General features: G+C 61.9%; 21 protein-coding genes. 16 read left to right on the top strand and 5 right to left on the bottom strand.

Annotated features, from left to right (window positions below):
• The first annotated feature begins 27 nt into the window (after positions 1 to 27).
• The 4 genes from LIY36_RS01410 to LIY36_RS01395 all read left to right on the top strand — a co-directional run bounded on the left by LIY36_RS01410 (position 28) and on the right by LIY36_RS01395 (position 4333).
• Positions 28 to 1422, top strand: coding sequence for an FAD-binding oxidoreductase (locus LIY36_RS01410; RefSeq protein ID WP_192297887.1), 1395 nt, complete (start codon positions 28 to 30; stop codon positions 1420 to 1422).
• 22 nt (positions 1423 to 1444) lie between these two features.
• Entirely contained in the window at positions 1445 to 2110 is a 666-nt protein-coding gene (locus LIY36_RS01405; RefSeq protein ID WP_226454597.1) for a fumarylacetoacetate hydrolase family protein, read from the top strand.
• A 267-nt stretch (positions 2111 to 2377) separates the two neighbouring features.
• Complete coding sequence (locus tag LIY36_RS01400; RefSeq protein ID WP_226454596.1) at positions 2378 to 3304, top strand: SdiA-regulated domain-containing protein; 927 nt, start codon at positions 2378 to 2380, stop codon at positions 3302 to 3304.
• A gap of 120 nt (positions 3305 to 3424) precedes the next feature.
• On the top strand, positions 3425 to 4333 hold the full coding sequence (locus LIY36_RS01395) for an SdiA-regulated domain-containing protein (protein WP_192297884.1): 909 nt from the start codon (positions 3425 to 3427) through the stop codon (positions 4331 to 4333).
• On the opposite strand, the gene LIY36_RS01390 is transcribed toward LIY36_RS01395, so the two are convergent.
• The gene (locus LIY36_RS01390) at positions 4334 to 6280 is read right to left on the bottom strand and encodes an autotransporter domain-containing protein (RefSeq protein WP_226454595.1); all 1947 of its coding nucleotides are present in this window, start codon (positions 6278 to 6280) and stop codon (positions 4334 to 4336) included.
• A 279-nt stretch (positions 6281 to 6559) separates the two neighbouring features.
• Entirely contained in the window at positions 6560 to 7231 is a 672-nt protein-coding gene (rpiA, locus tag LIY36_RS01385) for a ribose-5-phosphate isomerase RpiA (protein ID WP_017736692.1), read from the bottom strand.
• A 139-nt stretch (positions 7232 to 7370) separates the two neighbouring features.
• Here rpiA and ilvA point away from each other — a divergent pair, with 139 nt between their 5' ends.
• Positions 7371 to 8885 carry a threonine ammonia-lyase, biosynthetic gene (ilvA, locus tag LIY36_RS01380; protein ID WP_226454594.1) on the top strand — a complete coding sequence of 505 codons (1515 nt, stop codon included), beginning with the start codon at positions 7371 to 7373 and terminating at the stop codon, positions 8883 to 8885.
• Between the two features lie 41 nt (positions 8886 to 8926).
• Positions 8927 to 9340 carry a DUF2269 family protein gene (locus tag LIY36_RS01375; protein WP_226454593.1) on the top strand — a complete coding sequence of 138 codons (414 nt, stop codon included), beginning with the start codon at positions 8927 to 8929 and terminating at the stop codon, positions 9338 to 9340.
• A gap of 113 nt (positions 9341 to 9453) precedes the next feature.
• On the opposite strand, the gene LIY36_RS01370 is transcribed toward LIY36_RS01375, so the two are convergent.
• The gene (locus LIY36_RS01370; protein WP_226454592.1) at positions 9454 to 10110 is read right to left on the bottom strand and encodes an HAD family hydrolase; all 657 of its coding nucleotides are present in this window, start codon (positions 10108 to 10110) and stop codon (positions 9454 to 9456) included.
• Between the two features lie 143 nt (positions 10111 to 10253).
• Here LIY36_RS01370 and LIY36_RS01365 point away from each other — a divergent pair, with 143 nt between their 5' ends.
• Complete coding sequence (locus tag LIY36_RS01365; RefSeq protein WP_003176750.1) at positions 10254 to 10733, top strand: RNA pyrophosphohydrolase; 480 nt, start codon at positions 10254 to 10256, stop codon at positions 10731 to 10733.
• A 22-nt stretch (positions 10734 to 10755) separates the two neighbouring features.
• A complete protein-coding gene (ptsP, locus tag LIY36_RS01360) occupies positions 10756 to 13035 on the top strand; it encodes a phosphoenolpyruvate--protein phosphotransferase (RefSeq protein ID WP_192297879.1) in 2280 nt (759 codons plus the stop codon).
• A 145-nt stretch (positions 13036 to 13180) separates the two neighbouring features.
• On the opposite strand, the gene LIY36_RS01355 is transcribed toward ptsP, so the two are convergent.
• Positions 13181 to 13927: an NRDE family protein gene (locus LIY36_RS01355; protein WP_226454591.1), complete on the bottom strand. Its 747-nt coding sequence runs from the start codon at positions 13925 to 13927 to the stop codon at positions 13181 to 13183.
• A gap of 120 nt (positions 13928 to 14047) precedes the next feature.
• Between LIY36_RS01355 and LIY36_RS01350 the strand changes: the two genes are divergently transcribed.
• The 3 genes from LIY36_RS01350 to LIY36_RS01340 all read left to right on the top strand — a co-directional run bounded on the left by LIY36_RS01350 (position 14048) and on the right by LIY36_RS01340 (position 16596).
• Positions 14048 to 14830, top strand: coding sequence for a sulfite exporter TauE/SafE family protein (locus tag LIY36_RS01350; RefSeq protein WP_226454590.1), 783 nt, complete (start codon positions 14048 to 14050; stop codon positions 14828 to 14830).
• A 65-nt stretch (positions 14831 to 14895) separates the two neighbouring features.
• Positions 14896 to 15708 carry a prolipoprotein diacylglyceryl transferase gene (lgt, locus tag LIY36_RS01345; RefSeq protein ID WP_192297876.1) on the top strand — a complete coding sequence of 271 codons (813 nt, stop codon included), beginning with the start codon at positions 14896 to 14898 and terminating at the stop codon, positions 15706 to 15708.
• 54 nt (positions 15709 to 15762) lie between these two features.
• The gene (locus LIY36_RS01340) at positions 15763 to 16596 is read left to right on the top strand and encodes a thymidylate synthase (protein WP_226454589.1); all 834 of its coding nucleotides are present in this window, start codon (positions 15763 to 15765) and stop codon (positions 16594 to 16596) included.
• Positions 16597 to 16727: 131 nt separating this feature from the next.
• On the opposite strand, the gene cadR is transcribed toward LIY36_RS01340, so the two are convergent.
• Complete coding sequence (gene cadR, locus LIY36_RS01335) at positions 16728 to 17168, bottom strand: Cd(II)/Pb(II)-responsive transcriptional regulator (RefSeq protein WP_226454588.1); 441 nt, start codon at positions 17166 to 17168, stop codon at positions 16728 to 16730.
• Between the two features lie 84 nt (positions 17169 to 17252).
• On the opposite strand from cadR, the gene LIY36_RS01330 reads away from it, so the two are divergent.
• The 5 genes from LIY36_RS01330 (at position 17253) to LIY36_RS01310 (ending at position 24444) form a co-directional block, all read left to right on the top strand.
• Positions 17253 to 19505 (top strand): heavy metal translocating P-type ATPase, encoded by a 2253-nt coding sequence (locus tag LIY36_RS01330; RefSeq protein ID WP_226454587.1) that lies wholly within the window; start codon positions 17253 to 17255, stop codon positions 19503 to 19505.
• A 16-nt stretch (positions 19506 to 19521) separates the two neighbouring features.
• Positions 19522 to 20385 (top strand): LysR family transcriptional regulator, encoded by an 864-nt coding sequence (locus LIY36_RS01325; protein ID WP_226454586.1) that lies wholly within the window; start codon positions 19522 to 19524, stop codon positions 20383 to 20385.
• Between the two features lie 238 nt (positions 20386 to 20623).
• Positions 20624 to 21688 (top strand): putative 2-aminoethylphosphonate ABC transporter ATP-binding protein, encoded by a 1065-nt coding sequence (locus LIY36_RS01320; protein WP_226454585.1) that lies wholly within the window; start codon positions 20624 to 20626, stop codon positions 21686 to 21688.
• A gap of 1 nt (position 21689) precedes the next feature.
• Positions 21690 to 23402, top strand: a complete 1713-nt coding sequence (locus tag LIY36_RS01315; protein WP_226454584.1) for a putative 2-aminoethylphosphonate ABC transporter permease subunit — start codon at positions 21690 to 21692, stop codon at positions 23400 to 23402.
• A gap of 19 nt (positions 23403 to 23421) precedes the next feature.
• Positions 23422 to 24444, top strand: a complete 1023-nt coding sequence (locus tag LIY36_RS01310) for a putative 2-aminoethylphosphonate ABC transporter substrate-binding protein (RefSeq protein WP_226454583.1) — start codon at positions 23422 to 23424, stop codon at positions 24442 to 24444.
• The last annotated feature ends 104 nt before the right edge of the window (positions 24445 to 24548 follow it).

The raw sequence follows: 24548 nt of genomic DNA, 5'->3' as shown, positions 1-24548 counted from the left end.
ACCATGAATTGTTCGAGAGTTCTGTCGATGACCCATCCTGCCCTGATTGATGAGCTAAAGACCCTGGTTGAGCCTGGCAAAGTGCTGACCGATGCAGACTCCCTGGAGGCTTACGGCAAGGATTGGACCAAGCACTTCGCACCCGCGCCGACCGCCATTGTCTTCCCCAAGACCATCGAGCAGGTCCAGGCCATCGTGCGTTGGGCCAATAACCATAAGGTCGCGCTGGTGCCATCCGGTGGTCGTACAGGCCTGTCGGCCGCTGCCGTGGCGGCGAATGGTGAAGTGGTCGTGTCCTTCGACTATATGAACCAGATCCTCGACGTGAACCTCACCGACCGCACCGCCGTGTGCCAGCCGGGCGTGGTCACCAAGCAACTGCAGAACGTTGCCGAAGAAAACGGCCTGTACTACCCGGTGGACTTCGCATCCTCCGGTTCCAGCCAGATTGGCGGCAATATCGGCACCAATGCCGGCGGGATCAAGGTGATTCGCTACGGCATGACCCGCAACTGGGTGGCCGGCATGAAGGTCGTCACCGGCAAGGGCGACGTACTGGAGCTGAACCGCGATCTGATCAAGAACGCCACCGGCTACGACATGCGCCAGCTGTTCATCGGCGCCGAAGGGACGTTGGGTTTTGTGGTCGAAGCCACCATGCGCCTGGACCGTGCGCCGAAAAACCTTACCGCCATGGTGTTGGGCACGACTGATTTCGACTCGATCATGCCGGTGCTGCACGCGTTCCAAAGCAAGCTTGACCTGACAGCCTTTGAGTTTTTCTCCGACAAGGCCCTGGCCAAAGTCCTCGGCCGTGGCGACGTGCCGGCACCGTTCGAAACCGAGTGCCCGTTCTACGCGCTGCTGGAATTCGAAGCGACCACCGAAGAAGTTGCCAACCACGCGCTGGAAACCTTCGAACACTGCGTGGAGCAGGGCTGGGTGCTGGACGGCGTGATGAGCCAGAGCGAAACCCAACTGCACAACCTGTGGAAACTGCGCGAGTACATCTCCGAGACCATTTCCCACTGGACTCCGTACAAGAACGACATCTCGGTAACCGTGTCGAAAGTGCCGGCGTTCTTGAAGGAAATCGACGCGATCGTCGGCGAACACTACCCGGACTTCGAAATCGTCTGGTTCGGCCACATCGGCGACGGCAACCTGCACCTGAACATCCTCAAGCCGGAAAACCTGAGCAAGGATGAGTTCTTCGCCAAGTGCGCCACTGTTAACAAGTGGGTGTTCGAAACCGTCGAGAAGTACAACGGTTCGATCTCCGCCGAACACGGAGTGGGCATGACCAAGCGCGATTACCTGACCTACAGCCGTTCGCCAGTCGAGATCGAATACATGAAAGCCGTCAAAGCGGTGTTCGACCCGAACGGGATCATGAACCCTGGCAAGATCTTCGCTGTTTAATCGCCCCTGAAGGAGTCGTTCCATGAGCTACCAGCACAAGTATGTCGACGGCACCAACATCCACTTTCCGGTAGGGAAAGTGGTGTGCATTGGGCGTAACTACGCCGAACATGCCAAGGAACTGGATAATCCGGTGCCAACCGAGCCGTTGCTGTTCATCAAGCCAGGCAGCTGCGTGGTGGCGTTGGAAGGAGGGTTTGCCATCCCTACCGAGCGCGGTTCGGTGCACTACGAAGCGGAAATCGCAGTGTTGATCGGCAAACCACTGTCGACCAAGCCCAGTCGCGAAGAAGTGCTGGACGCGATCTCTGGTTTCGCCCCGGCGCTGGACCTGACCCTGCGCGACAAGCAGGCCGAGCTGAAAGCCAAGGGCCTGCCGTGGGAAATCGCCAAGTCCTTCGACGGCGCGGCAGTGATCGCGCCGTTCGTGGTGAGCAGCACCTTCCCTGACCTGACCGACATCGGCATCCGCCTGACCATCAATGGCGAAGTGCGCCAGGACGGCAACAGCGCAATCATGCTCAACCCGATCGTGCCGATGATCCAGTACATGGCGGGCTGCTTCTCGCTGCAGGCTGGCGACGTGATCCTCACCGGCACCCCGGCCGGCGTGGGCCCGCTGAATGTGGGCGATGAGCTGGTGCTGGAGTTGTCGGGTGTGAATCGCTTCGAAAGCGTGGTTCGCTAGGTACTGACGAAACGCGATTAAAAATGTGGGAGCGGGCTTGCTCGCGAATACGGTGGTTCAGTTGGAACATCTTTGACTGACACACCGCTTTCGCGAGCAAGCCCGCTCCCACACAAGCCCATTCCCACATTGGTTTTGTGTGTGCCCGCAAAATCCAGTTCTTTGCATTTTTTTCACACGCCATCCGGATAATCCTCAGCCTCTTGCGCGCGGGCTTCTAGATCCTGTGCTATCACCTAACGCTGACTTTCCGGAAAAAGCGCCCCCATGGCCGTTACCCTGCCCAGCAGTACCTCCAAGCCGCGTTCGCGTTTTGCCCTGCGCTGGTATTCCTGGCTGCTATTGGTCGGCGTGATTACCTATGGCCTCGCCTGGGCGATGCACTGGGATGATCGCGGCATGCTGTGGGTCAAGGAACGCTTCGAGAACCCTGCCGAACGCCAGCAGAGCGTGTGGCTGCCGGATTATCAGGTGGTGATCGATGGCAAACTTTTGCCAGGCATGGAGAAGGATGAGGCTTCGGACGTCTCCTACAACCCCCGCACCAAAACCCTGTTTTCCGTCATGGGCAAAAACCCGTTCCTGGTTGAGCTGACCCTGCAAGGCGATGTGCTGCGCAAGATGCCACTCAACGGCTGGAGCAACCCGGAAGGCGTGACGGTGCTGGAAAACGACCTGCTGGCCGTGGTCGACGAGCGTGACCACACCTTGACCATCGTCAAGGTCGACGCCGGCACGACCCAGCTGCACAAGGCCGACTTCCACAGCTACGACCTGGGCCCGTCGAAGAACCAGAACAAAGCCTTTGAGGGCGTCACCTGGGACAAGCGCAACCAGCAGATCATCCTTGGCGAAGAACGCCCGCCTGCGCTGTTCACCTGGAAAAGCGACGGCAGCCAGACCCTGGCTGGCGACAAGCAAAAACTGAGCAGCACCGAATTGGACATGCGCAACCTCTCGGCCCTGGCCGTGGACCCACGCACCGGTCACTGGCTGGTGCTTTCGGCCGATTCCCACCTGCTGCTGGAGCTGGATGAAAAGGGCGAGCAAGTCAGCTTCATGACCCTGCTTGGCGGTTTCAATGGGCTCAAGGACACCATTCCACGTGCGGAAGGGGTGACCATGGACGAGGACGGCAACCTGTACATGGTCAGCGAGCCGAACCTGTTCTATCGCTTCGAAAAGCACAAATAGCACCTCGGTTACGTCGGATAGTTCTCTAAGAACGGCATCCACCAGACACCAGGGCGCGTTTAAGTTTAAATTCAGACGGGCGTGATATTCATGCGCCACCTTTGACTTTGAGCCCGCCCGATGCGCCGACTTGTCCGCCCCACACCCATCCTCCTGCTACTTGCGCTGATCGCCCTGATCAGCGCTGCAGTGGTTGCGCAAGAATTTCGCCTGTTCGAGCGTGGCTGGTTCAACTTTCTGGCGTGGCGCCAGCCAGCCAATGAGCATTCCATCGGCCTGGCCGACTACCGTGTGACCCTTGAGGCCCAGGTCATCGAAGGCCTGGACAGTGATGTGTCGGCCCTGACTTACGACCCGGTGCGCAAGAGCCTGTTTACTGTCACCAATAGAAACCCGGAGCTGATCGAACTGTCGCTGGAAGGCAAGATCCTGCGGCGCATCCCTCTGGTGGGGTTTGGGGATGCCGAGGCGGTGGAATTCATCAGCGAGAGCATCTACGTCATCAGCGACGAGCGCCAGCAGCGGCTGATCAAGGTGCATGTGGATGACGACACGCAGTTCCTCGATGCCGCCGACGCCGAGCAAATGGTCCTGGGCCTGCACATGGGTGGCAACAAGGGCTTTGAAGGGCTGGCCTATGACTCGCTGGGCAAGCGTCTGTTCGTGGCCAAGGAGCGCGACCCGATGCTGATCTACGAGATTCACGGCTTTCCCCATTTCAAGCCGGAAAAAACCTACTCGGTGCATGTGATCAACAACCCCAAGCGCGATGCCGGGCTGTTTGTGCGTGACCTGTCGAGCCTGCAATACGATGAGCGCAGCGGCCATTTGCTGGCGCTGTCTGATGAGTCGTTTCTGGTGTTGGAGCTGGATGTCGACGGTCGCCCGTTGAGCAGTTTGTCGCTGCTCAACGGGCGCCATGGCCTGAAAAAACGCGTGCCTCAGGCCGAAGGGATCGCCATGGACGATGACGGTACGTTGTACCTGACCAGTGAGCCCAACCTGTTCTACGTGTTCAAGAAGCCCTGATCAGAACATCCATTGCACCCCCAGCGAGTAGCCGGTCTGGCTGCCTTCGCTGTGGCCCAGGCGGCCGTTGACCTCGGCAAATACTCCCAGCTGCGGGGTGATCGCCAATTGGCTGCCGACTTGCGCGCGACCAAAGCTCTTGTCCGCTGAACCCAGCTTGGCGGTGCGCGCCTGGCCGTCGGCGCGGGCGGTCAGTTGCAGGTCGTCCAGGCGGCCGTCAGCCATCTCCTTGACCCAAGCGATGTCGCCGTAAGGCAGCAGGTTGAGGCCGTAGGGCAGGGCGACAGCGCCTCGCACGCGCCAGCCGAGGCTGGCTTCCAGGGAGTCGAAAGACTGTTCCTCGTAGGTCAGGGCCGTGCGCAGGTCCTGCTTTTCGCGGAATTTATCGATACGCGAGTGGCTGTAGTCCAGGCCTGCAAAAGGCCCGCTCTTGATGGCGCCGAAGTCAAAGTCATAGCCACCCAGCACGCGCGCGCCCAGGGTCAGGGCGTCGGTGTTGCCGGTCAATTGCTGGTTGAGCAGGATCGGCCCGCCATTCGCCTGGATCAGCAGGTTGCGCTTGGACTCGAAGCGGCTGTGGCCGATGCTCAGGTCGCCGGCCAGCCAGCTCGGCCCGCCATCGTTGAGCAGCGCATAGGCCGCGGCTTGCCAAGTGTCGCTGTCGAGTTTGCCACGGTGCTCAAGCGTGTCACGGCCGTTGAGGTAGCTTAGGCTGGCGCCGATGTTCAGGCTCGGGGTCAGTTGATAGTCGCCCAGCGCATGCAGGCCCACGCGTCGCGCTTCGGGGTTGGGGGCAGTATCGAAGCCGCTGTCCGGGTTGTATTCGCCGTCCACGCCGATCTCGCCATCAAAGCTGCCAACCTCGCGGCTGGCCGACTGCAAGGTCAGCCAGCGCCGGTCATGCAGGCGCACCATGGCCTGGTGCTGGCGTTGCAGGTTGTCCTGCATATTGCGCGCAACGGCGCCGCCCGAGGCGGTGGAGGCCATCAGGTCGGCGTTGGTCAACTCCAGCACGAGGCGGCTGAGCAGGCGCGAATAGTCGCGCAGGCGTTGATCGATGCGCGCCTGGCCGAAGGCGTCGGTGAGCACGGCCTTGTTGTCTTCGGCGGGGTCGTGCCAGGTCGAGCCACCGGGGATCTTCGGGTTGTCGGTCTGGGTGTAACCGTCGAGGTCGCCCAGTTCCCAGTTGGTGGCTTCTATATACAGAATCGGGATGTTCAGCGGTTCGAAGGGCTCGCCATCGCTGCAGCAGCCGGTGCCTTTGGGGTATTGCGGGTCCAGGCCGGGGTTGGTGAACAGCGGGATGTTCAATTCCTTGGCGATCTCAAAGGTGTGCTCGCGCAACGACGCCAAGGCCGGGTTGGCGGTGCTGTTCTGGCCGGCGTGGGCGTACATCATGTCGCCGGTGATCAGGCTGTCGAGGTTGATCATCGCCAGCATGTTCGCGCGCTGGCTGGCGCTCAGCGACGCGACAAACGCCCGCGAACCGCGCAGGCCTTCCTCTTCGGCGCCAAAGCCGACGATCTGCAAGCCGTTTTCCAGTTGCAGGCCGCCAAGGTTCTTCGCCACTTCCGTCAGCACGCTGGCGCCGGAGCCGTTGTCGTCCAGGCCTTGCAGGGTCGGGCGGCCGAAGAAGGTGTCGAAGTGTGCGCCAATCACCACGTACTGCGGTTTGGTGCCGGCGGCGTAGGCCACCACGTTTTGCGACGCGCGACTGCCGTTGTTCCAGGTGAAGTCCTGGCGGCTGATGCTGTAGGCCGTGCCCATCTGGCTCTGCATCCAATCGGCGGCCCCGGCGAAGTTGGCCGTGCCGCGATAACGGCCGGGGTAGTCGTTGATCAGTTTTTCCAGGGTGGTGTTGGCGTGCTCGCCGTAGTCGTAGGCCAGGAGGTGGGTCGGCAGCAGGGCGCAGGCCGCGCTGATAGCAAGGGCTAGGGGCTTTATCACAAGGTCTTCCTTGAGGTGATGGGGATGTTCAAGCCCAGACCTTTGCACAATGTGCGCCTCATTCCCTGGGCGATTGTGATTTGGCGCATTGTTAAACGGGTGAGTCGCCTGGCTGTAATTTGTAACGGATTTGATACCAGTGGCGGTGTTGAGTGTCGTGACGTGGCGCACGATTTTGGCGAGGGGGGCTGCGAAAAGTAGCGTTTTTGTTACATGGGTGCTGTGAGCGAGGGGATCAAATGTGGGAGCCAGCTCCCACATAAAGCGAGGCAGTGAGCCTTAGGCCTTGAGGGTTTTCACACCTTCAGCGGTGCCCAGCAGCAGTACATCAGCCGGGCGCGCAGCGAACAAACCATTGGTGACCACGCCGACGATGGCATTGATCTGGGTTTCCAGCTCCACCGGGTTGGTGATCTGCATATTGAACACATCCAGGATGATGTTGCCGTTATCGGTCAACACGCCCTCACGGTAAACCGGGTCGCCGCCCAGTTTTACCAGCTCGCGGGCCACGTGGCTGCGGGCCATCGGGATCACTTCCACCGGCAGCGGGAACGCGCCGAGCACCGGTACCAGCTTGCTGGCGTCGGCGATGCAGATGAAGGTCTTGGCCACGGCCGCGACGATCTTCTCGCGGGTCAGGGCTGCGCCGCCGCCTTTGATCAGGTTCAGGTGCGCGTCGCTTTCATCGGCGCCATCGACGTAGAACTCCAGGTCGCTCACGGTGTTGAGCTCGTACACCGGAATGCCATGGCCCTTGAGGCGTGCAGCGGTGGCTTCGGAGCTGGCCACGGCGCCGTCGAATGCGCCCTTGTGCTGGGCCAGCGCATCGATAAAGCAGTTGGCGGTGGAGCCGGTGCCGACACCGACGATGCTCTTGTCGTCGAGTTTGGGAAGGATTAAATCGACAGCGGCCTGGGCCACTGCCTGTTTGAGTTGATCCTGGGTCATGCGGGCTCCGGAACGGGCGGGGGAGTTATCGAGGGGCGCGAGTATAACCCAACAAAACCTCTGGATTCGTGTGGTCGCCCGGCCAAAAGCCGGGTTAGACTCCTTGGCCCTGCCAAACCGTGAAAGTAGATGCCCGCCGATGCTTGAACAGTACGTCAAAAAGATCCTCACCTCCCGCGTCTACGACGTTGCCGTAGAAACCCCGCTGCAGACCGCCCGCCAGCTCTCCGAGCGGCTGGGCAACAAGGTCTGGCTCAAGCGTGAAGACTTGCAGCCGGTGTTCTCGTTCAAGATTCGCGGCGCCTACAACAAGCTGACCCAATTGAGCAGCGAGGAGCGTGCCCGCGGTGTGGTCACGGCCTCGGCGGGCAACCATGCCCAGGGCCTGGCCCTGGCCGCCAAGGTGCTGGGGGTCAAGGCCACCATCGTGATGCCCAAGACCACCCCCGAGATCAAGGTTGAAGGTGTGCGCTCCCGTGGTGGCAAGGTGGTGTTGCACGGTGATTCCTTCCCGGAAGCCCTGGCCTACTCGCTGAAACTGGTCGACGAAAAGGGCTACGTCTACATTCACCCCTACGATGATCCGCACACCATTGCCGGGCAGGGCACCGTGGCGATGGAAATCCTGCGCCAGCACCCGGGGCCGTTGGACGCGATCTTCGTACCCGTGGGCGGCGGCGGGCTGATCGCCGGTATCGCGGCGTACGTGAAATACCTGCGGCCGGACATCAAGGTCATCGGCGTTGAGCCGGACGACTCCAACTGCCTGCAAGCCGCGCTGGCCGCAGGTGAGCGCGTGGTACTGCCGACCGTCGGGCTATTTGCCGATGGCGTGGCGGTGGCGCAGATCGGCCAGCACACCTTCGACATCTGCAAGCACTATGTGGATGAAGTGATCACCGTGAGCACCGATGAAATCTGTGCGGCGATCAAGGACATCTACGACGACACCCGTTCCATCACCGAGCCGGCAGGCGCGCTGGGTGTGGCTGGCATCAAGAAGTACGTCGAGACCCGTGGCGTCACCGGGCAAACCCTGGTGGCCATCGACTCCGGTGCCAACGTCAACTTCGACCGCCTGCGCCACGTAGCCGAGCGCGCCGAGCTGGGCGAAGGCCGTGAAGCGATTATCGCCGTGACCATCCCCGAGAAGCCGGGCAGCTTCAAGGCGTTCTGCGAGGCCGTGGGCAAGCGCCAGATCACCGAATTCAACTACCGCTTCCACTCTGGCAGCGAGGCGCACATCTTTGTCGGTGTGCAGACCCACCCGGAAAACGACCCGCGCAGTGCCTTGATCGCCAGCCTTACCGGCCAGGGTTTCCCGGTGCTGGACCTGACCGAGAACGAACTGGCCAAGTTGCACATCCGCCATATGGTCGGCGGGCATGCGGCGCACGTCAGCAATGAAGTGGTGTTTCGCTTCGAATTCCCGGAGCGCCCGGGAGCCTTGTTCAACTTTCTTAACAAATTAGGCGGGCGCTGGAACATCTCGATGTTCCACTATCGCAACCACGGCGCAGCTGACGGCCGTGTGGTCGCAGGCCTGCAAGTGCCGGCGAACGAGCGTCACCTGGTACCGGCAGCCCTGGAAGCCATCGGCTACCCGTACTGGGATGAAAGCGATAACCCGGCCTACAAACTGTTCCTCGGTTGAGCGACTACGCTGATTGGGGCGGCCTTTGAGAGATTCGAGATATGCAAACCCTGATCACCCTGAAAGTTATCCACATCGCGGCCACCGTGTTGCTGCTGCTCAGCGGCCTCGGCCTGGCGCTGTTGGCCTGGCGCAAACGCAGTGCCGGCCCGGCGGTCACCGTGCAGCGGCCGTGGGCCTTCGTCTGGTTGCTGATGGGGATCTGCGTAGTCAGCATGCCGTTCACCGGCTGGTGGCTGGTGCACTTGGTCGGCTGGCCGCTGGGGCAGACCTGGATCCTGGGCTCCAGCATCCTCTACACCGTAGCGGCGCTGGCCTGGTTCTGGCTGGTGGCGCGGCTTAATCGCCTGCGTAAAGGCGAGGGCGGCAGCCTGAATTTCACCTTGGTGCTGGCGGTGGTCAGCCTGGTGGGGTTCGTGGCGATTGCGGGGCTCATGGGCGCTAAGCCGGTTTAAGGCGCAAGACCGAGTCGCCTGCATTCGCGAGCAAGCCCGCTCCCACACTCGACCGAGTTCCAACATGAGAATACGGTCAAAATGTGGGAGCGGGCTTGCTCGCGAAGGGGCTATCAGCTACGCAGCGTAATCACCGGCCACCCGCGCTTCTCAGCCTCAGCCCGCAAATTCGGGTCCGGATCCACCGCCACCGCGTGCGTCACTTGCTCCAGCAACGGCAGGTCATTCATCGAATCGCTATAGAAATAGCTGCCTTCCAGGCTGAATCCGGTTTCTTCCAACCACCGATTCAAACGCGTCACCTTGCCTTCCCGGAAGCACGGCACATCGGTGCTGCGCCCGGTGTAGCGGCCATCTTCCATCTCGCATTCGGTGGCAATTAGGGTTTCCACGCCCAGGCGTGCGGCAATCGGCGCGGTGACGAAACGGTTGGTGGCGGTGATGATCACCAGTGTGTCGCCGGCGGCGCGGTGCTTGGCCAGCAGTTCCACGGCGCCGGGCAGCATCAGCGGCTCGACGCAGTCGCGCATGAAATCGCGGTGCCACTCGTCGAGTTGGGCCATCTCGGTACGGCCGAGGATTTCCAGGCTGAAGTTCAGGTAGGCGGCGTTGTCCAGCTTGCCGGCCAGGTAATCCTGGTAAAACTCGTCATTGCGGGCCTTGTAGGCGATCGGGTCGAGAATCCCGCGTTCACAGAGGTAATCGCCCCAGGCGTGATCGCTGTCGCCGCCGAGAAGGGTGTTGTCCAAGTCGAATAAAGCCAGGCGCATTGCAGTTACTCGCTGAAATGTCTGTAAAAAGGCGTCCAGAATACGGTCTTTTCACAAGAGTGCACATAAGCTAAGAAGCCTCGTTGCCGCTGCAACAACCTTTGTGGAACAATGCGGCGACATGCGTTTGCGAGGTTGTTGCCGTGATCGACCCCGATGGTTTCCGTCCTAATGTCGGGATTATTCTTACGAATGATGCCGGACAGGTGCTATGGGCTCGCCGAATCAACCAAGATGCCTGGCAGTTTCCTCAAGGTGGAATCAACCCCGACGAAACCCCTGAAGACGCCTTGTACCGTGAGTTGAACGAAGAAGTCGGCCTTGAGCGCGAAGATGTGCAGATTCTGGCCTGTACCCGTGGCTGGTTGCGTTATCGTTTGCCGCAACGCCTGGTGCGTACCCACAGCCAACCGCTGTGTATCGGCCAGAAGCAGAAATGGTTTCTCCTGCGCCTGATCTCCAACGAGCAGCGGGTGCGGATGGATTTGACCGGTAAACCGGAGTTCGATGGCTGGCGTTGGGTCAGCTATTGGTATCCGTTGGGCCAGGTGGTGACATTCAAGCGCGAGGTTTATCGTCGCGCTCTCAAAGAGCTTGCCCCGCGCCTTTTAGCGCGCGACTGACGACGGAGTTCGACCCCGAGCCATGCTCAATACGCTGCGCAAGATCGTCCAGGAAGTTAACTCCGCCAAGGATCTCAAGGCGGCGTTGGGGATTATTGTGTTGCGCGTCAAGGAAGCCATGGGCAGCCAGGTCTGCTCGGTTTACCTGCTGGACCCCGAGACCAACCGTTTTGTGCTGATGGCCACCGAGGGCTTGAACAAGCGCTCCATCGGTAAGGTCAGCATGGCGCCCAATGAAGGTCTGGTGGGCCTGGTGGGGACGCGTGAAGAACCCCTGAACCTCGAAAACGCGGCTGATCACCCGCGTTACCGCTACTTTGCCGAAACCGGCGAGGAGCGCTACGCCTCGTTCCTCGGCGCGCCGATCATTCACCACCGCCGCGTCGTCGGCGTGTTGGTCATCCAGCAAAAAGAACGCCGCCAGTTCGACGAAGGTGAAGAAGCCTTCCTCGTGACCATGAGCGCGCAGCTCGCCGGGGTAATCGCCCACGCCGAGGCCACTGGCTCGATTCGCGGCCTGGGCCGTGAGGGCAAGGGCATCCAGGAAGCCAAGTTCGTCGGCGTGCCGGGTTCGCCGGGCGCGGCGGTCGGTACGGCGGTGGTCATGCTGCCGCCGGCGGACCTGGATGTAGTGCCGGACAAGACCGTCAACGACATCGACGCTGAAATCAAACTGTTCAAGACCGCCCTCGAAGGCGTGCGCGCCGACATGCGCAACCTGTCGAACAAGCTGGCCACCCAGCTGCGCCCCGAAGAGCGTGCGCTGTTCGACGTGTACCAGATGATGCTCGACGACGCGTCCCTGGGTAACGAAGTCAAGACCGTGATCAAGACCGGCCAGTGGGCCCAGGGCGCGCTGCGCCAGGTGGTCACCGATCACGTCAACCGCTTCGAAATGATGGACGACGACTACCTGCGCGAGCGCGCCTCGGATGTACGCGACCTCGGTCGCCGTCTGCTGGCGTACCTGCAGGAAGATCGCACCACCAATATGGTCTTCCCCGACAAGACCATCCTGGTCAGTGAAGAACTGACCGCGACCCAACTGGGCGAAGTGCCGGAAGGCAAGCTGGTGGGCCTGGTCTCGGTACTCGGTTCGGGCAACTCCCACGTCGCGATCCTGGCCCGGGCCATGGGCATCCCGACGGTGATGGGCCTGGTGGACCTGCCGTATGCCAAGGTCGACGGCATCGACATGATTGTCGATGGCCATCGCGGCGAGGTGTTCACCAACCCCGGCGAAGTGCTGCGCAAGCAATACGCCGAGGTGGTTGAAGAAGAGAAACAACTGGCGCTGGGCCTCGATTCCTTGCGCGAACTGCCGTGCGTGACCACCGACGGCCATCGCGTGCCGCTGCTGGTCAACACTGGCCTGCTGGCCGATGTGGCCCGCGCGCAACAGCGTGGCGCCGAAGGGGTGGGGCTGTACCGCACCGAAGTGCCGTTCATGATCAACCAGCGTTTCCCGAGCGAGAAGGAGCAGCTGGCGATTTATCGCGAGCAATTGCAGGCCTTCCACCCGTTGCCGGTGACCATGCGCAGCCTGGACATTGGCGGCGACAAGTCACTGTCGTATTTCCCGATCAAGGAAGACAACCCCTTCCTCGGCTGGCGTGGGATTCGTGTCACGCTCGACCATCCTGAAATTTTCCTCGTCCAGACCCGCGCCATGCTCAAGGCCAGCGAAGGCCTGAACAACCTGCGCATCCTGTTGCCGATGATCTCCGGCACCCATGAGCTGGAAGAGGCGCTGCACCTGATCCACCGTGCCTGGGGCGAAGTGCGCGACGAAGGCGCCGACGTACCGATGCCGCCGATTGGCGTGATGATCGAAATCCCGGCGGCGGTGTACCAGGCCAAGGAGCTGGCGCGGCAGGTGGACTTCCTGTCGGTGGGTTCCAACGACCTGACCCAATACCTGCTCGCCGTGGACCGTAACAACCCACGGGTGGCCGACCTCTACGACTACCTGCACCCGGCGGTGCTGCAAGCCCTGCAACATGTGGTGCGCGATGCCCATGCCGAAGGCAAGCCGGTGAGTATCTGCGGCGAAATGGCCGGTGACCCGGCGGCGGCAGTGCTGTTGATGGCGATGGGCTTTGACAGCCTGTCGATGAACGCCACCAACCTGCCAAAGGTGAAGTGGATGCTGCGCCAGGTGGATCTGGGCATGGCGAAGGAGCTGCTGGCGGAATTGATGACCATCGACAACCCGCAAGTTATCCACAGCTCGCTGCAGTTGGCGCTGAAGAATCTGGGGCTGACGCGGATGATCAATCCGGCTTCTGCGAAGACCCTCTGACTTCAGCTGATGGCCCTTGTAGTGAGCGGGCTTGCCCGCGCTGGGTGGCGAAGCCGCCCCAAACCGGCCGCCGCGGTGTTTCAGGAAGATCGCGGTGTCTGGGTTTAGGGCGGCTTCGCCACCCAGCGCGGGGCAAGCCCGCTCACTACACGTTGAGTTCTACCTCACCCAGCCGCCCACCATGGGGCCCAAAACTACGCTCCACCATCCGCCGAGTCCCGTCGGCATTCACAATCAACGCCGTACTCGCCCGCGTCCCATAACTGGGGCTGGCGATAAACACGCTGGATAAAAGACTCTCCGTCGCCAACCCCACGCCGGTATCGGGCAAGTCTGCAAACGGCGCTGTCTGCGGATCACTTAAAAGCCCCAGCAACGCCTCCGGTTGCGGGTCATCCAGCACCGCACTCAACGCCGCCTTGGCCTTGAGCAACTTGGGCCACGGCGTATCCAGCCCAGCGTTGGATAACCCATACACCCCGGCCTGCAACCGCGTCGGCTGGGTGTGATTGGCGTTGTAGTGCCACAACTCCTCCCGTGTGCCCAGCAGCAGGTTAAACCCGGCATATTCGATCGAACGGCCGTTAACGTCGGCCAAGTAGTCGTCAATCGGCAGGTTTCCATTGAGAAAGCGCGCCACCAGTTCCCCGCGGGACTTGCGCGCCGGTGGCTGGTGCGGATCGCGGATATTGGTCAGGGCGGCAAACCGCCCGTCGGCATTCACGCCCAGCCAGGTGCCGCCGGCTTCCTGATCGCGGCCGGCGTAGACCTCGGGTGCATCCGGCCACTGGGCAAGCTGCAGGCTGGGGCGGGCGTAGAACTCATCACGGTTGGCCGCGACGATCAGTGGCTGGGCATGGCCCGGCCGCCAGGCGAAGACAATCAGGCACATCAGGCGATCCCTTTTGTGTTTTTTGCCACTCTACGCACTCAAGCGCGGGCGTTCCATCGTCTCCAGTTGGGTCGCATGCCTTCCATCCGTTAACATGCCGGACTTGATTTGGGGGCTCCCATGGAATTTTTGCTGTATTTGGCGCTGGGCGCCTGTGCGGGTGTGCTGGCCGGGCTGTTCGGGGTGGGCGGCGGGATTATCATCGTGCCGGTGCTGGTGTTCAGCTTCACCTTGCAGGGCTTCGACCCCCAGGTGCTGACCCACCTGGCCGTGGGCACCTCACTGGCGACCATCATTTTTACCTCGATCAACGCCGTGCGTGAGCACCACCGGCGTGGCGCGGTGCGCTGGCCGATCTTTGTGTGGATGACCGTGGGCATCCTGATCGGCGCCGGTTTTGGCGCACTGACCGCCGAAGCCATCTCCGGCCCGCACTTGCAGAAGGTCATCGGTGTGTTCGCCTTGGTGATCGCGCTGCAACTGGCCCTGGAGGTCAAGCCCAAGGCCAGTCGCACGGTGCCGGGCAAACTCGGCCTGACCCTGGCCGGCACGGTGATCGGCTGGGCGTCGGCGATTTTCGGCATCGGCGGCGGCTCGTTGACCGTACCGTTCTTGACCTGGCGCAGCGTGCCGATGCAGCAGGCGGTGGCCACCTCATCGGCGTGCGGCCTGCCGATTGCCCTGGCCAGTGCATTAAGTTTCATGATTCTGGGCTGGCATGACCCGCTGTTGCCCGCTCATAGTCTAGGGTTCGTGTATTTGCCGGCGCTGTTGGGCATTGCCCTGACCAGCATGGTGTTTGCCCGTTTCGGCGCGCGCCTGGCGCACAAGCTGTCGCCGCGCTTGCTCAAGCGCCTGTTTGCCGGGTTGCTGTTTTGCGTCGGTTTGAATTTCTTGCTGTAACGCAGCCTTAATCGCGCCCCGGCATGGTCCGGGCGCTATAACGAATGATTTAACGAGGAGTCGCAATGCTGCCTTACCCGCAGATCGACCCGGTGGCCCTGGCCATCGGTCCGCTGAAAATCCACTGGTACGGGTTGATGTACCTGATCGGTATCGGCGGCGCCTGGCTGCTGGCTTCCCGGCGCCTGAACCGTTTCGATCCGACCTGGACCAAGGAGAAGCTCTCCGACATGGTCTTCTGGCTGTCGATGGGGGTGATCGTCGGCGGGCGCCTGGGCTACGTGTTGTTCTACGATCTGTCGGCGTACATCGCCAATCCGACGCTGATCTTCGAAGTGTGGAAGGGCGGCATGGCGTTCCACGGTGGGTTTGTCGGCGTGATGATCGCTGCCTGGTGGTTCGGCCGTCGCAACGGCAAGTCGTTCTTCGAACTGATGGACTTCGTCGCGCCGCTGGTACCGATTGGCCTGGGGGCCGGGCGCATCGGCAACTTCATCAACGCCGAGCTCTGGGGCAAGCCGACCGACGTGCCGTGGGCGATGGTGTTCCCGCCATTCAGCGACCCGGCGCAACTGCCGCGCCATCCGTCGCAGCTCTACCAGTTCGCGCTGGAAGGCGTGGCACTGTTCCTGATTCTCTACCTGTTCTCGCGCAAGCCGCGCCCAACCATGGCTGTGTCGGGCATGTTCGCGTTGTTCTACGGGATCTTCCGGTTCATCGTCGAATTCGTGCGCGTGCCGGATGCACAGTTGGGCTACCTGGCGTGGGGCTGGGTGACCATGGGTCAGATCCTCAGCCTGCCGATGATCCTCGCCGGCCTGGGCCTGCTGTGGTGGGCGTACAATCGCCCGCAGCCGCTGAAGAACACTGCGCTTTAAATTCGAATGCCGAGGCGGTTGCCCTGCCTCGGCTTCAACGATACGGGTAAAAAAATGAAGCAATATCTCGAACTACTGAACGACGTCGTGACCAATGGATTGACCAAGGGCGATCGCACCGGCACCGGCACCAAGGCCGTGTTTGCCCGTCAGTATCGGCATAACTTGGCCGACGGCTTTCCGCTGCTGACCACCAAGAAGCTTCACTTCAAAAGCATCGCCAACGAACTGATCTGGATGTTGAGCGGCAACACCAACATCAAGTGGCTGAATGAAAACGGCGTGAAGATCTGGGACGAATGGGCCACCGAAGACGGTGACCTGGGACCGGTGTACGGCGAGCAGTGGACCGCCTGGCCGACCAAGGACGGTGGCACGATCAACCAGATCGACTACATGGTGCATACGCTCAAGACCAACCCCAACAGCCGCCGCATCCTGTTCCACGGTTGGAACGTCGAGTACCTGCCCGACGAGACCCTGAGCCCCCAGGAAAACGCGCGCAACGGCAAGCAAGCCCTGCCACCGTGCCACCTGCTGTACCAGGCCTTCGTCCATGACGGTCACCTGTCGATGCAGTTGTATATCCGCAGCTCCGACGTGTTCCTCGGCCTGCCGTACAACACCGCGGCGCTGGCGCTGCTCACCCATATGCTGGCGCAGCAGTGCGACCTGATCCCCCACGAGATCATCGTCACCACTGGCGACACCCATGCGTATAGTAACCATATGGAACAGATCCAGACCCAGCTGGCGCGTACGCCGAAGAAGCTGCCGGAGTTGGTGATCAAGCGTAAGCCTGCGTCGATCTATGACTACAAGTTCGAAGACTTTGAAATTGTGGGTTACGACGCCGATCCGAGCATCAAGGCTGATGTCGCCATCTGATCAATGTGGGATCTAGCTTGTGTGGGAGCGGGCTTGCTCGCGAAAGCGGTGGATCAGCTTGCAGATGTGTTAGCTGACACACCGCATTCGCGAGCAAGCCCGCTCCCACATTTAGTCCGTATTCACTTGAGTTAGTGGCCGTGGCTTCTGCCCACATGGGAAGGCTCAGCCTCACTGGCCGCCACACTTCCGCTGACTTCAAGCCGCTGCAAAATCCCGCACTGCTCCCCACCGCCACAACGCTGGCGCAGGTCCAGCAACTGTTCCTGCAACGCCAACAGCCCGTCGATCCGCGCTTTCACATGGTGGATATGCTCGTCGATCAACGCATTCACGCTTTCGCACTGGTCCTGCGGACTGTCGCGCAAATCCAGCAGGCTGCGGATCTCCTCCAGGGTCATGTCCAGGCTGCGGCAATTGCGGATAAAGATCAGCCGCTCGGTGTGCGCCTGGGTGTACACGCGGTAATTGGCCTCGGTGCGCGCCGGCGGTGGCAGCAGGCCTTCCTTCTCGTAATAGCGGATGGTTTCCACGGGGCAGTCGGTCAGTTTCGCCAGTTCGCCGATCTTCATCGCAGCAATCTCCAAATGGGTGCTTGACCCTATAGTGGCTACAGGGTCTTTACTTGGCAACAGGCACCTTACGGACGCGACCTGATGAGCGATTCCATCCACACCCCGCATAAACACAAGCACGACCATGATCATGGCGAGCATAAACTCACGCCTGTGCATAACCACGGCCACGGCGATTCCTGCTGTTCCGCCAGCTCGGCTGCGGCAAAGGTGACGCTGAACGAGGCGCCCACCGCCGGCTCGCGCTTGAGCACGTTCCGCATCGAAGCCATGGACTGCCCCACCGAGCAGACGCTGATCCAGAACAAACTGGGCAAGCTCGCCGGCATCCAGCAGTTGGAATTCAACCTGATCAACCGCATCCTCGGCGTCACCCACGACCTGCCGAGCACCGCGCCGATCATCGCCGCGATCAAATCCATCGGCATGCAGGCCGACCCCATCGAGGAAGGCACCCCGGCTGCCGCACCACCCGCCAAGAAACACTGGTGGCCGCTGGCATTGTCCGGCGTCGGTGCATTGGGCGCTGAAGTGCTGCACTTCACTAACGCCGCGCCGACCTGGGTGATTGCCCTGGTGGCGCTGGTGTCGATCCTCAGCGGCGGCCTTACCACCTACAAAAAGGGCTGGATCGCCCTGAAAAACCTCAACCTGAACATCAACGCGCTGATGAGCATCGCGGTGACCGGCGCAATCCTGATCGGCCAGTGGCCGGAAGCGGCCATGGTGATGTTCCTGTTTACCGTCGCCGAACTGATCGAAGCCAAATCCCTGGACCGTGCGCGCAACGCTATCAGCGGCCTGATGCAGATGACCCCCGAACAGGCCACGGTGCGGCAGGCCGACGGTTCGTGGGCTGAACAAGAGGTCAAAAGCATCGATCTTGGGGCTATCGTGCGGGTCAAGCCTGGCGAGCGCATCGGCCTGGACGGCGAAGTCACTGCGGGCCAATCGACCATTGACCAAGCGCCGATCACCGGCGAAAGCCTGCCCATTGAAAAGACCGTGGGCGACAAGGTCTTCGCCGGCACCATCAACCAGGCCGGCGCTCTGGAATACAAAGTCACCGCAGCGGCCAACAATTCCACCTTGGCGCGGATCATTCACGCCGTGGAACAGGCCCAAGGCGCCCGCGCGCCGACCCAGCGCTTTGTCGACAGTTTCTCCAGGGTCTACACCCCGGCGGTATTCCTGTTTGCCCTCGGCGTAGCCCTGATCCCGCCGCTGTTCATGGCCGGCGTGTGGTTCGACTGGATCTACCGCGCCCTCGTGCTGCTGGTGGTGGCGTGCCCGTGTGCGCTGGTGATCTCCACGCCCGTGACCATCGTCAGCGGCCTCGCGGCGGCGGCGCGCAAAGGCATCCTGATCAAGGGTGGCGTCTACCTGGAGGGCGGCTACAAACTCGACTACCTGGCCCTCGACAAGACCGGCACCATCACCCACGGCAAGCCGGTGCAAACCGATTACCTGGCGCTGTTCCCCAACGTCGAAGCCAGCGCACCGGCGTTAGCCGCGAGTTTGGCCGGGCGTTCCGACCACCCGGTGTCCCTCGCCATCGCCAATGCGGCTGTGGATAAAAACCTGGCGCTGCACGCTGTGGATAACTTCGCGGCGCTGGCGGGCCGTGGCGTGCGCGGCGATATTAACGGCGAAACCTATCACCTGGGCAACCACCGTCTGGTGGAGGACCTTGGCCTGTGCTCGCCGGAGCTGGAAGAAAAACTCTTCGCCCTGGAAAAACAAGGCAAGTCCGTGGTGCTGCTGCTCGACAAGTCCGGCCCGCTGGCGCTGTTTGCCGTGGCCGACACGGTCAAGGACAGCAGCCGTGAAGCCATCCAGCAACTGCACGCGCTGGGCATCAAGACCCTGATGCTCACCGGCGACAACACCCACACCGCCCAGGCGATTGGCGCCCAGGTCGGCATCGATCAGGCCCGTGGCGACCTGCTGCCCACCGATAAACTGCAAGCCATCGAAACCCTCTATGGCCAAGGCCATCGCGTCGGCATGGTCGGCGACGGCATCAACGATGCCCCGGCCCTGGCCCGTGCCGAGATCGGTTTCGCCATGGCCGCAGCCGGCACCGACACCGCCATCGAGACGGCCGACGTGGCCCTGATGGACGATGATCTGCGCAAGATTCCCGCATTCATTCGGTTGTCGCGGCAAACCTCGAGTATCCTGCGGCAGAACATCGCCCTGGCGCTGGTGATCAAGGCGATCTTCCTCGCAGTCACGTTCCTGGGCATGGCCACCATGTGGATGGCGGTGTTTGCCGACATGGGCGTCAGCCTGCTGGTGGTGTTCAATGGCCTGCGCCTGTTGCGCAAATAATGGATGTGAGGGTGGCGTGCTGAGTGCCGAGTTGAAGGCTTTTTACATGGTCGCGCGCCTGGGCAGCATTACCCAGGCGGCGAAAAAACTCGGCCTGAGCCAGCCCACGGTCACCACCCAGATCCGCAACCTCGAAAGCCAATACGGTGTTGAGCTGTTCTACCGTGGCGGCCGGCGTCTGACCGTCAGCGATGAAGGCGCGCGGCTGCTGCCGATGGTCAAGGCGCTGTTGCAGCAAGAAGCGGACATCGAGTTTTTCCTGCGCAACAACGGCCAGGTCCAGGGCGCATTGCGGATTGCCGCGACGGCGCCGTATTACATTCTCGACCTGGTCAAAGCCTTCCGCGAACGCCTGCCGCAGGTGGACGTGTCGGTGGAAATCGGCAACTCCCAACAGGTGCTCGAAGCGCTGGACGATTACCGCGTCGATGTCGCCGCGTCCTCGCAGTTGGTGGAAGACCCACGCCTGATCCGCCGGGTATTGGGCACCGACCCGCTGGTGCTGGCGGTGCATCGCGACCATCCCCTGGCCAAGCTCGACCATGTACCCCTCAGTGCCCTGGCCGGGCATACCTTGTTGATGCGTGAAGCGGGCTCGACCACACGGCGGCTGACGGAAGAGATGTTGCAGGGCGCTAGCGTGAGCTACGGGCCGCTGCTGGAAATCGGCAGCCGCGAGTCGATCCGCGAGGCGGTGTTGCGCAATATCGGCATCAGCATCATTGCGCGCCAGGAAGTGCCCCATGACCCGCAACTGCGGGTGCTGACCATCGAGCATGCGCCGCAGATTCCGGAGTATTTGTACTGCCTCAAGGAAAGAAAAAGCGCACGGTTGCCAGCGGCGTTTCTGGGCTTGGCGCAGGAAATGTCGCCCCTCTGAGTTCTATGGTGGTCTTGAGGGCCTCTTCGCGGGCAAGCCCGCTCCCACATTTTGACCGTGTGAACCCGATCAAGTGTGGGAGCGGGCTTACCCGCAAAAGCGGCAGTGCAGGCACCACACCCCTTTGACCCCTACCCAAATCCACCAATACCACTATCAACACCTTTTGCCTTCCTGCCACACGCGCGACGCATTGCCTACCTAGCATGACCCTCATCCGTTTGATGAGGTGCCACGCATGAACACTGCCCTGAGCCAACCCGGCGCGCCGATGAAGGTGCGCAATATCCAGAAACGCTTCGGCGCCTTCACTGCGCTCGACAACGTATCCCTGGACGTCGCCGCCGGTGAGTTGGTGTGCCTGTTGGGCCCGTCCGGCTGTGGCAAGACCACCTTGCTGCGCTGCATCGCCGGGCTCGAGCGCCAGGACAGCGGCGAACTTTACCTGGGCAACCGCGACGTTTCCCTGCTGCCACCCCAGGCGCGGGACTACGGCATTCTGTTTCAGTCCTACGCCCTGTTTCCCAACCTGACTGTCGAAGCGAACATCGGCTACGGCCTCGCCGGCAGCGGCCGCGATGAAGTGCGCAAGCGTGTCGCTCAGATGTTGGAACTGGTCGGCCTGGTCGGCAGTGAAAAGAAATACCCCGGCCAACTCTCCGGCGGCCAGCAACAACGCGTGGCTCTAGCCCGGGCGCTGGCGCCTGCGCCGTCGTTATTGCTGCTGGATGAACCGATGTCCGCCCTCGACGCCCGTGTGCGCGAGCATCTGTGCACCGAACTGCGCCAACTGCAACGGCGCCTGGGCATCACCACGCTGATGGTCACCCACAACCAGGACGAAGCCATGCTGATGGCCGACCGCATCGCCGTTATGAACAACGGCAAGGTCGAGCAGTACGCCACGCCCCAGGAAATCTACGACCGCCCGGCCACGTCGTTCGTGGCGGAATTTGTCGGCCAGGGCAATTGGCTGCCATTCAGCCGCAACAGCGCCAGCCACGCCCAGGTCGGCGGGATGAACATGCGCTTGGCTGATGATGCCGGCGTGGCCAAGTCCGGCCGCCTGTTCTGCCGCCCGGAAGCCATCAGCGTCAACCCGCCGGTGCATGAAGAAAACCTGTTCCCGGCCAAGGTCCGCGAGGTCACGTTCCTCGGCAACCGCTGCCGCATGAGCTTTGAGCTCGAGCAGTTACCCGGCCATGCGCTGCTCGCCGAACTGGCCCCGGAAGCCATGCCGCGCCTGGGCGCCCAGGACATCTGGGTGGCCTTGCCGCCGCGCAGCCTGCAGGTGTTTGCCTGAGATGGCCGTTGTCATGACCTTGCCCGCCGTGCGCCAGGCTTCCCGTGCCGAACTGGGCGACCGCCTGTTTGTGGTCGGCGGCAAACTGCTCTGGCTGTGCTTGCTGGGCGTCGCCGTGTTGCTGCCGTTGCTGGCGATCTTCTGGCGTGGTTTCAGCAGCGAAGCGGGGCAGGGCGGCGGTCTGGTCGCGGCTAAAGCACTGATCACCAGCGCCAACTTCCACTGGTTGCTTGGCAACAGTCTGAAAGTTTCCCTCAGCGTCGCGGCCATCGTCGTACCGCTGGCCTACCTGTTTGCCTACGCCCTGCAACGCACGCTGATTCCCGGCAAGGCGATCTGGCGCGGCCTGTCCCTGTTGCCGTTGATGGCACCGTCGATGCTGCCGGGGATTGCGCTGGTTTATCTATTCGGCAACCAGGGTATGTTGCGCGGCTTGCTCTCGGAGAATATCTACGGTTTCTGGGGCATCGTTCTGGGCGAAGTGATCTACACCTTCCCACACGCCTTGATGATCCTGCTGTCGGCGCTGTCCCTGGCGGATGCGCGCCTGTTCGACGCGGCCTCCAGCATGGGGGCGAGCCCGGCCCGGGCGTTTCGCAGCATCACCTGGCCGGCCACGCGCCAGGCGGTGTTCGCCGCATTCTGTCTGGTGTTTACCTTGACCATCACCGACTTCGGCGTGCCCGTGGTGGTCGGCGGCGATTATCAGGTGCTGGCGCTGGAGGCGTACAAGGCGGTGGTCGGCCAGCAACAGTTCGGTCGCGGCGCGTTGATCGGCATGGTGTTGCTGCTGCCGGCGCTGTTCAGCTTCGGCGTGGATGCGTGGTTGCGCCGCCGTCATGGCGACTCTATGAGCGGCCGCGCCCAAGTGTTCCAACCGCTGCCATCGCGTTCGAGGGACGGCTGCTACCTGGCCATCGTCCTACTGATCTGCGCCGTTTTGCTGCTGGTGTTCGGCATGGCGGTGTACTCCTCGCTGGTGAAATTCTGGCCGTACAACCTGTCGCTGTCGCTGACCCACTACCAGTTCGAAGACACCGCCGGCGGCGGCTGGCTGGCCTATCGCAACAGCCTGACCCTGGCCTTGTGCACCGCGTTGATCGGCAGCGTGCTGATCTTCACCGGCGCCTACCTGATGGAAAAGACCAAGGGCCAGAAGGGCCTGAACCTCGCGCTGCGCCTGCTCAGCTTTGTGCCGATGGCCGTGCCGGGGTTGGTGCTGGGCCTGGGCTACGTGTTCTTTTTCAACCTCAACGGCAACCCGCTGCATGTGTTCTACGGAACCATGACGCTGCTGGTGGTGTGCACCATTGCGCATTATTTGACCACCGCGCAGATGACCGCCACCACGGCGTTGCGCCAGCTGGACGCCGAGTTCGAAGCCGCCGCGCTGTCCCTCAAGGCGCCGCTGTATCGCCATTACCTGAAAGTCACCGTGCCGATCTGCCTGCCGGCGCTGCTGGACATCGTGCGCTACCTGTTTGTATCGGCGATGACCACCGTATCCGCCGCGATTTTCCTCTACAGCCCCGACACCATCCTCGCCGCCGTCGCCGTGTTGAACATGGACGATGCCGGCAACGTGGGCGGCGCGGCGGCCATGTCGACCCTGATCCTGTTCACCTCGGCCGGCGTCTCGCTGTTGCTGGCGTGGGCCTCACGTGGCGCGTTGCGTCGCTCCCAAGCCTGGCGCCAGAGCGCGCCGGGCCAATAATCCCGATAGGAGGTGTTCCATGTTCAAACCCCTGGCACTGGTCGCTGCCGTACTGTCTGCATTCAGCCTGAATGCCTTCGCCAAGACCGACCTTACGGTGTACACGGCCCTCGAAGCCGAGCAGTTGAAGACCTACAAGCAAGCCTTCGAAAAGGCCAACCCGGACATCGAAATCAAGTGGGTGCGCGACTCCACCGGCATCATCACCGCCAAGCTGCTGGCCGAGAAAGACCGCCCGCAAGCCGATGCAGTCTGGGGCCTGGCCGCCTCCAGCCTGGCGATCCTCGACCAGCAAGGCATGTTGGACAACTACGCACCCAAGGACCTGGACAAGATCGGCAAAAACTACCGCGACCCGGCCAACCCGCCGGCTTGGGTGGGCATGGACGTCTGGGCCGCGACCATTTGCTTCAACACCGTCGAAGCTGAGAAGCAAGGCCTGAGCAAACCCGTGAGCTGGCAAGACCTGACCAAGCCTGAGTACAAGGGCAAGATCGTGATGCCCAACCCGGCCTCGTCCGGCACCGGTTTCCTGGATGTGAGCGCGTGGTTGCAGACCTATGGCGAGAAGCAGGGCTGGCAGTACATGGACGACCTGCACCAGAACATCGGCCAGTACGTTCACTCGGGCTCCAAGCCGTGCAAGCTGGCGGCGTCTGGTGAATTCCCGATCGGGATTTCCTTTGAATACCCGGCCGTGCAGTTGAAGCGCCAGGGCGCGCCGCTGGACATCATCCTGCCGAAAGAAGGCCTGGGTTGGGACATTGAAGCGACGGCCGTGATGAAGGGCACGGCCCACGCCGACGCGGCGAAAAAACTCGCCGACTTTTCCGCCAGCCCAGCGGCGATGGCGCTGTACAAGGACAACTTCGCCGTGCTCGCCCAGCCGGGGATTGCCAAGCCGCAGACCGAATTGCGGGCCGATTATGAGCAGCGGCTGATCAAGAACGACTTTGCCTGGGCGTCGAAGAACCGCGACAGCATCCTCACCGAATGGCGCAAGCGCTATGACGGGAAGTCGGAGAAGGTGGCGGGTCAGTAATTTTTTCGTTAGGGCTGCTGGCCTCTTCGCGAGCAAGCCCGCTCCCACATTTTGATTTGTGAACACATTCAAATGTGGGAGCGGGCTTGCTCGCGAAGGCGGCC

The sequence above is a fragment of the Pseudomonas sp. AF03-9 genome (assembly GCF_020515815.1).
In the GTDB taxonomy this organism is placed as follows: Bacteria; Pseudomonadota; Gammaproteobacteria; order Pseudomonadales; family Pseudomonadaceae; genus Aquipseudomonas.
This window is presented reverse-complemented; position numbering and strand designations above follow the sequence as displayed.

Coding starts and splice junctions, on each gene's coding strand:
- LIY36_RS01400 (WP_226454596.1), top strand. CDS start 2,378: ATGGCCGTTACCCTGCCCAGCAGTACCTCCAAGCCGCGTTCGCGTTTT.
- LIY36_RS01355 (WP_226454591.1), bottom strand. CDS start 13,927: ATGTGCCTGATTGTCTTCGCCTGGCGGCCGGGCCATGCCCAGCCACTG.
- cadR (WP_226454588.1), bottom strand. CDS start 17,168: ATGAAGATCGGCGAACTGGCGAAACTGACCGACTGCCCCGTGGAAACC.
- rpiA (WP_017736692.1), bottom strand. CDS start 7,231: ATGACCCAGGATCAACTCAAACAGGCAGTGGCCCAGGCCGCTGTCGAT.
- LIY36_RS01410 (WP_192297887.1), top strand. CDS start 28: ATGACCCATCCTGCCCTGATTGATGAGCTAAAGACCCTGGTTGAGCCT.
- LIY36_RS01330 (WP_226454587.1), top strand. CDS start 17,253: ATGAGCGATTCCATCCACACCCCGCATAAACACAAGCACGACCATGAT.
- ilvA (WP_226454594.1), top strand. CDS start 7,371: ATGCTTGAACAGTACGTCAAAAAGATCCTCACCTCCCGCGTCTACGAC.
- LIY36_RS01370 (WP_226454592.1), bottom strand. CDS start 10,110: ATGCGCCTGGCTTTATTCGACTTGGACAACACCCTTCTCGGCGGCGAC.
- LIY36_RS01405 (WP_226454597.1), top strand. CDS start 1,445: ATGAGCTACCAGCACAAGTATGTCGACGGCACCAACATCCACTTTCCG.
- LIY36_RS01350 (WP_226454590.1), top strand. CDS start 14,048: ATGGAATTTTTGCTGTATTTGGCGCTGGGCGCCTGTGCGGGTGTGCTG.
- LIY36_RS01310 (WP_226454583.1), top strand. CDS start 23,422: ATGTTCAAACCCCTGGCACTGGTCGCTGCCGTACTGTCTGCATTCAGC.
- LIY36_RS01340 (WP_226454589.1), top strand. CDS start 15,763: ATGAAGCAATATCTCGAACTACTGAACGACGTCGTGACCAATGGATTG.
- ptsP (WP_192297879.1), top strand. CDS start 10,756: ATGCTCAATACGCTGCGCAAGATCGTCCAGGAAGTTAACTCCGCCAAG.
- LIY36_RS01395 (WP_192297884.1), top strand. CDS start 3,425: ATGCGCCGACTTGTCCGCCCCACACCCATCCTCCTGCTACTTGCGCTG.
- lgt (WP_192297876.1), top strand. CDS start 14,896: ATGCTGCCTTACCCGCAGATCGACCCGGTGGCCCTGGCCATCGGTCCG.
- LIY36_RS01320 (WP_226454585.1), top strand. CDS start 20,624: ATGAACACTGCCCTGAGCCAACCCGGCGCGCCGATGAAGGTGCGCAAT.
- LIY36_RS01375 (WP_226454593.1), top strand. CDS start 8,927: ATGCAAACCCTGATCACCCTGAAAGTTATCCACATCGCGGCCACCGTG.
- LIY36_RS01315 (WP_226454584.1), top strand. CDS start 21,690: ATGGCCGTTGTCATGACCTTGCCCGCCGTGCGCCAGGCTTCCCGTGCC.